The organism is Syntrophorhabdus sp., assembly GCA_012719415.1.
GTDB lineage: Bacteria > Desulfobacterota > Syntrophorhabdia > Syntrophorhabdales > Syntrophorhabdaceae > Delta-02.
In genome coordinates this window covers 1-6714 of record JAAYAK010000298.1, presented here as the reverse complement: position 1 = coordinate 6714, position 6714 = coordinate 1, and the positions used below count along the sequence as shown (strand labels likewise).

The window sequence follows — 6714 nt, the reverse complement described above, 5'->3', positions numbered from 1 at the left end:
GCCGCGCGCCATGGACCCTCGTTGATGATGTGCATGCCGAAATGGGTGAGTATGGCGGTTTTGGGACGCACCTTTTCGATGATCGCCCTTACGTCGTTCAGGGCCAGGTGCTCGACGATCTCATGGTTCTCGATGGGCTTCTGCCGCAGAACATTGATGATGAGATGCTCGGCCCGGTAATGGTCCGCGAGCTCCGGGAAGAACCTCGTGTCGGAGATGAGTCCGATGGTCGTGTTGAGATGGAAGAAGAGACCGTAGGTCTCAACGGGATGCCGGTGCCTGACGGGTGTTCGAAAGGCTATGTCGCCGAGGGTATACTCCCCGCCTTCCCGGAGAACAACGGTGTTGTCGAGATACTTGCCGGCAAAATCGAAGACCACCGGGTCGCCCGACAGGGCATCGCCCGGGCAAAAGAGGGTTCCCCTCTTCTTGAAGCCGCCGTGGGCCATGGCCTCGATGAGGATGTTGATGTCGTTGGCATGGTCCATATGCCTGTGGGTAATGACGATACCGTCGAGCCGGGAAGGATCGTAATCCTCCTTCGCCGAACGGATGCGGACGATGGCACCCGGGCCGGGGTCGATGTAAAGGTTTGTCTTCCCGTAATTGAGCCACAGGCCGCCCGTCGCCCGGAGCTGCTTGAGCGCCACGAACCGGGCGCCTCCGGTCCCGAAGAACTTTATCGATCCCTCCATGGTTGGTACCTTCCGTCTCGCGCGGCCCCGGAATACTATCCCGGGGCGCATTCAGATTGGTGTCGTCTCTATTCTAGAGAAGGAGTGCGGCGTTGTCAATTTGCCCGCAGAGAATTCGGAACTGTACCACTGTGTGAAACACGGCTCTTCCCGAATATTTTTTACAATTTATGGTGGTTTATCCCCCGCATTTATGTTCTAATAGTACAATCAATGACAAAAAGTGTCGTACCTGTACCATTGCGTAATCCAATAACTTTAACGGAGGGGTTATAAGGAGGACCTTTGATGAAAATCACGATCAATGGAAAGGTTTGTGAGGCCACGGAGGGACAGACGGTCCTTGACGTGGCGAGAGCCAACGGGTTTAACATCCCCACGCTTTGCTACCTGGAGGGTCTGACCCCCACAGGCGCCTGCCGTATCTGCGTGGTTGAAGTCGAGGGGATGCGGAACCTGGTGGCTTCCTGCTCGGCTCCGGCGACGGAAGGCATGGTCGTCAGAACGGACACGGAACGGGTTCTGGCTGCCCGGCGCTTCATTGTTGAGCTCCTGGTATCGTGCCATCCCCTGGACTGCATGACCTGCGAGAAGACAGGGGACTGCACTCTTCAGAACCTCGCGTACGAACTGGGGGTAACGGGATCCCCGATGGAAGGGGAAAAATACAACTATCCCGTCGATTATTCGAACCCCTTCATCGTGAGGGACTACAACAAGTGCATCCTGTGCCTCAAGTGCGTCCGGGTCTGCAACGAGATCCAGGGCATCGAGGCGATAAAGACCATCCAGCGCGGTTTCGATACAAAGGTGGCAACCGCCTACGACACTCCCCTTCAGGACAGCAACTGTGTGTTCTGCGGGCAGTGTGTGCAGGCCTGCCCGGTAGGAGCCCTGACGGAGAGAAAATCGAAAGGTTTGGGGCGCGCCTGGGAAATGACAAAGGTCCGGACCACATGTCCCTACTGCGGGGTCGGCTGTCAGCTGGAACTCCACGTCAAGGGGGAGCAGATAGTCAGGATAACCGCCGTCGAGGACGGAGCCCCGAACAAGGGACGGCTCTGCGTCAAGGGGCGCTTCGGCTACGATTTCATCTACTCGGGAGACCGGCTGACGACACCGCTCATCCGGGAGAACGGGTCTTTTCGCGAGGCGTCGTGGGATGAAGCCCTCGACCTCGTGGCCGGCAAGTTCAAACAGATAATCGCGGAGAGCGGCCCCGACGCCATAGCGGGTGTCAGCTGCGCCCGAAGCATAAATGAAGATTCTTACCAGATGCAGAAACTCTTTCGCGCGGTGATCGGCACGAATAACATCGATCACTGCGCCCGAACCTGACACGCGCCAACCGTCGCCGGTCTGGCGCAATCATTTGGTTCCGGAGCAATGACAAATTCCTTTGGTGAATTCGCGGACGCAAAGCTGTTCCTCTGCATCGGCACGAACATGACCGAGGCCCACCCGGTGGCCTCCACGTTCCTGAAGAACGCTCTGCGCAAGGGAGCAAAGCTTATCGTCGTCGATCCCCGCCGGCAGCCTCTCGCAAAACTGGCAGACATCTACTGCCAGATCAAGGTCGGCAGTGACATAGCATTCCTCAACGGCCTCATGAACGTCATCATCAATGAAGGTCTGTACGACAAGGATTTCGTCGAGAACAGGTGCGACAACTTCGAGGCCTTCAAGGCCAAGGTCATGGAATACCCGCCCGAGCGGGCCGCCGAGATCTCCGGCGTCGACGTGGAGACGATCCGCAAGGTCGCCCACATGCTCGCCACGGTAAAGCCCGCCATGCTCTGCTACACGCTCGGGATCACGGAGCACACCACGGGTAAGGACAACGTGATGAGCACCGCCAATCTCCAACTCCTCCTCGGAAACCTGGGAATGCCTTCCGCCGGGGTCAACCCCCTGCGCGGCCAGAACAATGTCCAGGGTGCCTGTGACATGGGGGCGTTGCCCAACGTCTTCCCCGGCTACCAGAAGGTCATCGACGCGGCGGCGCGGGAAAAGTTCGAGAAGGCGTGGAACGTCAAAAAACTGCCCGAGAACAACGGCATGATGATGCCCCAGATGATGGAGGGCCTTGTCGACAAGAAGGTCAGGGCATTCTATGTCTTCGGCGAGAACCTGGCCAACACCGAGCCCGATATCCGCAAGGTCGAGCACGAACTCTCTTCCGCCGAATTCCTGGTCTGTCAGGACATCTTCCCCACGGAAACCACGCGCTTTGCCCACGTCATCCTCCCCGCCGCCTCATGGTCTGAGGACGACGGGACCTTCACGAGCAGTGAAAGACGGGTGAGCCGCGTCCGCAGGATCAAGACCCCGCCCGGCGATGCGAAGCCGAACTGGTGGATATTCAAAGAGATCGCCAGGAGAATGGGACAGGAATGGGCATCGAACAGCGGGCCCGAGATATGGGACAACGAGGTGTCTGTCCTCGCCCCGGCGCTCGGAGGGATCAAGTACAACCGCATCGAGAACGACGGGCTCCAGTGGCCCTGCCCCAACACGGAACATCCGGGAACGGCTTTCCTCCATCGAGACGGCGTGTTCACCCATGGCAAGGGGGTTTTCAACCCCGTCGACTGGAAAGCGCCGGCGGAGGTTCCCGACAAGGATTACCCCTTCGTCCTCAGCACGGGTCGGAGACTCTACCAGTACCACACACGGACCCAGACGGGCCGCTCGGGCCTCGATTTCCTGATGCCCGAGGAGACTGCCGATATCTCCATCGCCGACGCGCAAAGACTCGGTATCCAGCCGGAGGAACGCGTAAAGGTCCGGTCGCGCCGCGGAGAAGTGGAGGTCAAGGCCAGGATCACCAAGGAGGTGCCTCCCGGCATGGTCTGGATGTCCTTCCATTTCAGGGATGGATCGGCAAACTGGCTTACCAACGCGGTGTACGACCCGGTGACTCTCACCGCGGAGTACAAGGCCTGCGCCGTCGCGGTGGAAAAGGCGTAGGACAAAGAACAACATACCGGTCACAACGGTGACGAATATCCTCAAAGCCCCCGAAATCCACCCCTCGGGGGCTTTCTTTTTTTCCGTTCAATGCGGGGCCCACCCCCTCGAGACCTTGCGCGCCGGGGGTGAATATGCCATTCTATAGGCACAACAAAATAGAGGAGGGGTTATGGAGACACGAGATTTTTCAGCCATCATCGATCTGGCGATATCAAAGGAAGAGGAAGCTTACGATTTCTACATGGAACTCGTGAAGATGGTGGATGACAGGGCCGCCAAGGACGCGTTGCAGGTCGTCGCCGGTGAGGAAAAGAAACACAGGGAGTTCCTGGTGAACTATCGCGACAAGGGCTACGGCGACACGGGTCTGAGGATGACGTCCGTTGTCGACTATAAGATAGCGGAACACCTCGAGGCGCCAGAACCCAAGACCGGCATGGAAAGCAAGGATGTTTTCCTCCTAGCGGCCCATCGCGAGAAGAGCTCCAACGAGTTCTACCTGGGACTTGCCTCCATTCACCCGGCGGGACCGACCAGGGACATGCTTCTCACGATGGCCCAGGAGGAGCTGAAGCACAAGGAAAAGATGGAATATTACTACGCCAACGCCGCTTTCCCGCAAACGTCCGGAGGATAAGAGCAGGCCGGGGCAGACGCCCTTCTGAGAACCGTCCATATACGGCAAGGAAACCCTTGGATCTCATCGAATTTGCCATTTTTGAATCCTGGTTCGGCACTATCTCCGTCGTGATGAGGAACGGTCGGGTGGTACGTCTCGATCTTTCGGAGAACGACATGTACCAGGAGCACCGGGCCGTGCTGAAACGCTTTCCCGACGGTATCGAATCGGACCGACCGTTCAAGATGGTACGAACCCTTCTTCACCGGTACCTGAAAGGGCAGCCGGTGGACTTCCGTGACGTCGAGATCGATATATCGGACCTGCCGGGATTCACCCGGCGGGTCCTCGAAGAGCTTCGCAAGATCCCCTACGGCGAAACGAGAAGCTATCTCGACATCGCGAGATGCGCCGGGCGCCCTTCAGGGGGAAGGGCCGTCGGCCAGGCGGTCAAGAGGAACCCTATTCCCATCATCGTCCCCTGCCACAGGGTCATCCGCCACGACGGCTCCCTGGGGGGATTCGGCCTAGGGGAAAAGATAAAGAAAAGGCTTCTTTTTCTTGAGGGTGTCAAAAAAACCTGGTCGGTTTAGACACAAATAGTCGCTGATGACGCCCGTCGATGTATCCGCCGTGGGCGCGACAAGATACGTTTCTTCGTATTGCTGCCGCCAGATCACATTGTCCTCGGAATCGAAGAACGCCATACTCGAAAAATGGAGCACGTCCCGCCGGCAGTCGACGGAAACAAAGGCCAGGATATAGGAAAGATCCTTCGGGACGATACCGTTCAGATCAAGGCAGTCCCTGACCTCCTCATTGAGAGCGCTTTCCGGGCCGGGGACGAATTTCAGGACGGCCCGCGACGTGGTCACCTTGCTATGGGTCGAGTACGCGAGCGTCTGGTCGATGTACCAGTTGTCATCCTGCCTCGTCCCGGCAATGACCGACCACATCCCCTTCGCCTGAACCCCTCCGCACAGGAAGGGCAGCAGCACCGGCAAAAGGCAGAGCGCGACGGCCGCAAGCCGCCGCAGTGTTCTTCGTGGGCCCGTCATATCTCCTTTATCGCATCTTTCGTGTGAAGTCTAAAGGAACCCACGCCGGAAGGCCGGTACCAGGTCCTTATCTTGAAGCCCGGGAGCCCCGGGACTTTGCGGCGCTTCTGACCACCGCCCGCTCGCCGTCAAGTCCCGCGCCGCCTTCGAGATACCGCTTGAGGAACAGACCGGTGTAGCTCTTCTTCACGGACATGACGTCTTCGGGGGTGCCTTGAGCGATGATCGTCCCTCCCCGGTCGCCGCCCTCGGGACCGAGGTCGATCACGTAATCGGCGCTCTTGATGACATCGAGGTTGTGCTCGATGACGACGACGGTGTTGCCTCTCTCGACGAGTTCGTTGAGAACATGGAGCAGCTTCTCGATGTCGACGAAGTGCAGACCCGTGGTCGGTTCGTCGAGTATGTAGAAGGTCTTTCCCGTGTCCCGCTTCGAAAGCTCCCGGGAAAGCTTGATCCTCTGGGCCTCCCCGCCGGAGAGGGTGGTCGCCGCCTGCCCGAGGCGGATATACCCCAGACCCACCTCGTACAAGACCTTGAGCTTCGCCTTGATGTGGGGATGGGCGTCGAAGAACTCCATCGCCTGCGTGACCGTCATCTCCAGGACATCGGCGATGCTCTTCCCGCGGTAGAGGATCTCCAGCGTGTCACGGTTGTAACGTTTCCCCTTGCACGCCTCGCAGACTATGTAAACGTCGGGGAGAAACTGCATCTCTATCTTCACGAAACCCTCGCCGGCGCAGGTCTCGCACCTGCCGCCCTTGACGTTGAAACTGAACCTTCCCTCCTTGTACCCCCTCATCCGCGATTCCGGAAGGCGGGTGAAGAGCTCCCGGATATGGGTGAAGACACCGGTGTAGGTGGCGGGGTTCGACCTCGGGGTCCGCCCGATGGGGGACTGGTCGATATCGATGACGCGGTCCACGGCTTCGAACCCGAGTATGCCGTCGGATTCTCCCACCCGTTCCTTCGACCTGTACAGTTTCTGTTTCAACGAGGGATAGAGCGTATCGACGACGAGGGTGCTCTTGCCGGAACCCGACACACCTGTGACCGCGGTGAAGACCCCGAGAGGTATGGCAACGTCGATATTCTTCAGGTTGTTCGCCCGTGCCCCCTTGACGGTGAGAAAACCCCGCGGCTCTCTCCTGCCGGCCGGCCTTTCGATGCGGCGGCGACCCGACACGTAAAGGCCCGTGACCGACTCGGGGTGCGTCTTCAGCTCCGCGGGCGTCCCCTCAAAAACAAGATGGCCGCCCTTCTCACCCGCCCCGGGACCGAGATCGACGACATAATCGGAAGAGACGATCGCGTCGTAGTCGTGCTCGACGACAATAACGGTATTGTCGAGATCGCGAAGCTGCCGCAG

6 protein-coding genes are annotated in these 6714 nt (G+C 58.8%); 3 read left to right on the top strand and 3 right to left on the bottom strand.

Annotated elements, in window-relative coordinates; all coding sequences use genetic code 11:
* Nucleotides 1-695, bottom strand: a 695-nt coding sequence (locus GXX82_16915; GenBank protein ID NLT24727.1) for an MBL fold metallo-hydrolase, incomplete at its 3' end; no start/stop codon positions are given.
* A gap of 288 nt (nt 696-983) precedes the next feature.
* On the opposite strand from GXX82_16915, the gene fdhF reads away from it, so the two are divergent.
* The 3 genes from fdhF (at nt 984) to GXX82_16900 (ending at nt 4880) form a co-directional block, all read left to right on the top strand.
* Nucleotides 984-3665 carry a formate dehydrogenase subunit alpha gene (gene fdhF / locus GXX82_16910; protein ID NLT24726.1) on the top strand — a complete coding sequence of 894 codons (2682 nt, stop codon included), beginning with the start codon at nt 984-986 and terminating at the stop codon, nt 3663-3665.
* Between the two features lie 172 nt (nt 3666-3837).
* Nucleotides 3838-4305, top strand: a complete 468-nt coding sequence (locus GXX82_16905; GenBank protein ID NLT24725.1) for a ferritin family protein — start codon at nt 3838-3840, stop codon at nt 4303-4305.
* 56 nt (nt 4306-4361) lie between these two features.
* Entirely contained in the window at nt 4362-4880 is a 519-nt protein-coding gene (locus tag GXX82_16900; protein NLT24724.1) for a methylated-DNA--[protein]-cysteine S-methyltransferase, read from the top strand.
* On the opposite strand, the gene GXX82_16895 is transcribed toward GXX82_16900, so the two are convergent.
* Both GXX82_16895 and GXX82_16890 read right to left on the bottom strand, forming a co-directional pair.
* On the bottom strand, nt 4815-5345 hold the full coding sequence (locus tag GXX82_16895) for a hypothetical protein (protein ID NLT24723.1): 531 nt from the start codon (nt 5343-5345) through the stop codon (nt 4815-4817). The genes GXX82_16900 and GXX82_16895 overlap by 66 nt on opposite strands.
* A gap of 67 nt (nt 5346-5412) precedes the next feature.
* Nucleotides 5413-6714: ATP-binding cassette domain-containing protein (locus GXX82_16890; GenBank protein NLT24722.1), on the bottom strand; the 1302-nt coding region annotated here is incomplete at its 5' end.

Excerpts from the sequence above, each read along its gene's own strand:
- GXX82_16905 (NLT24725.1), top strand. The coding sequence starts at position 3,838 with ATGGAGACACGAGATTTTTCAGCCATCATCGATCTGGCGATATCAAAG.
- GXX82_16895 (NLT24723.1), bottom strand. The coding sequence starts at position 5,345 with ATGACGGGCCCACGAAGAACACTGCGGCGGCTTGCGGCCGTCGCGCTC.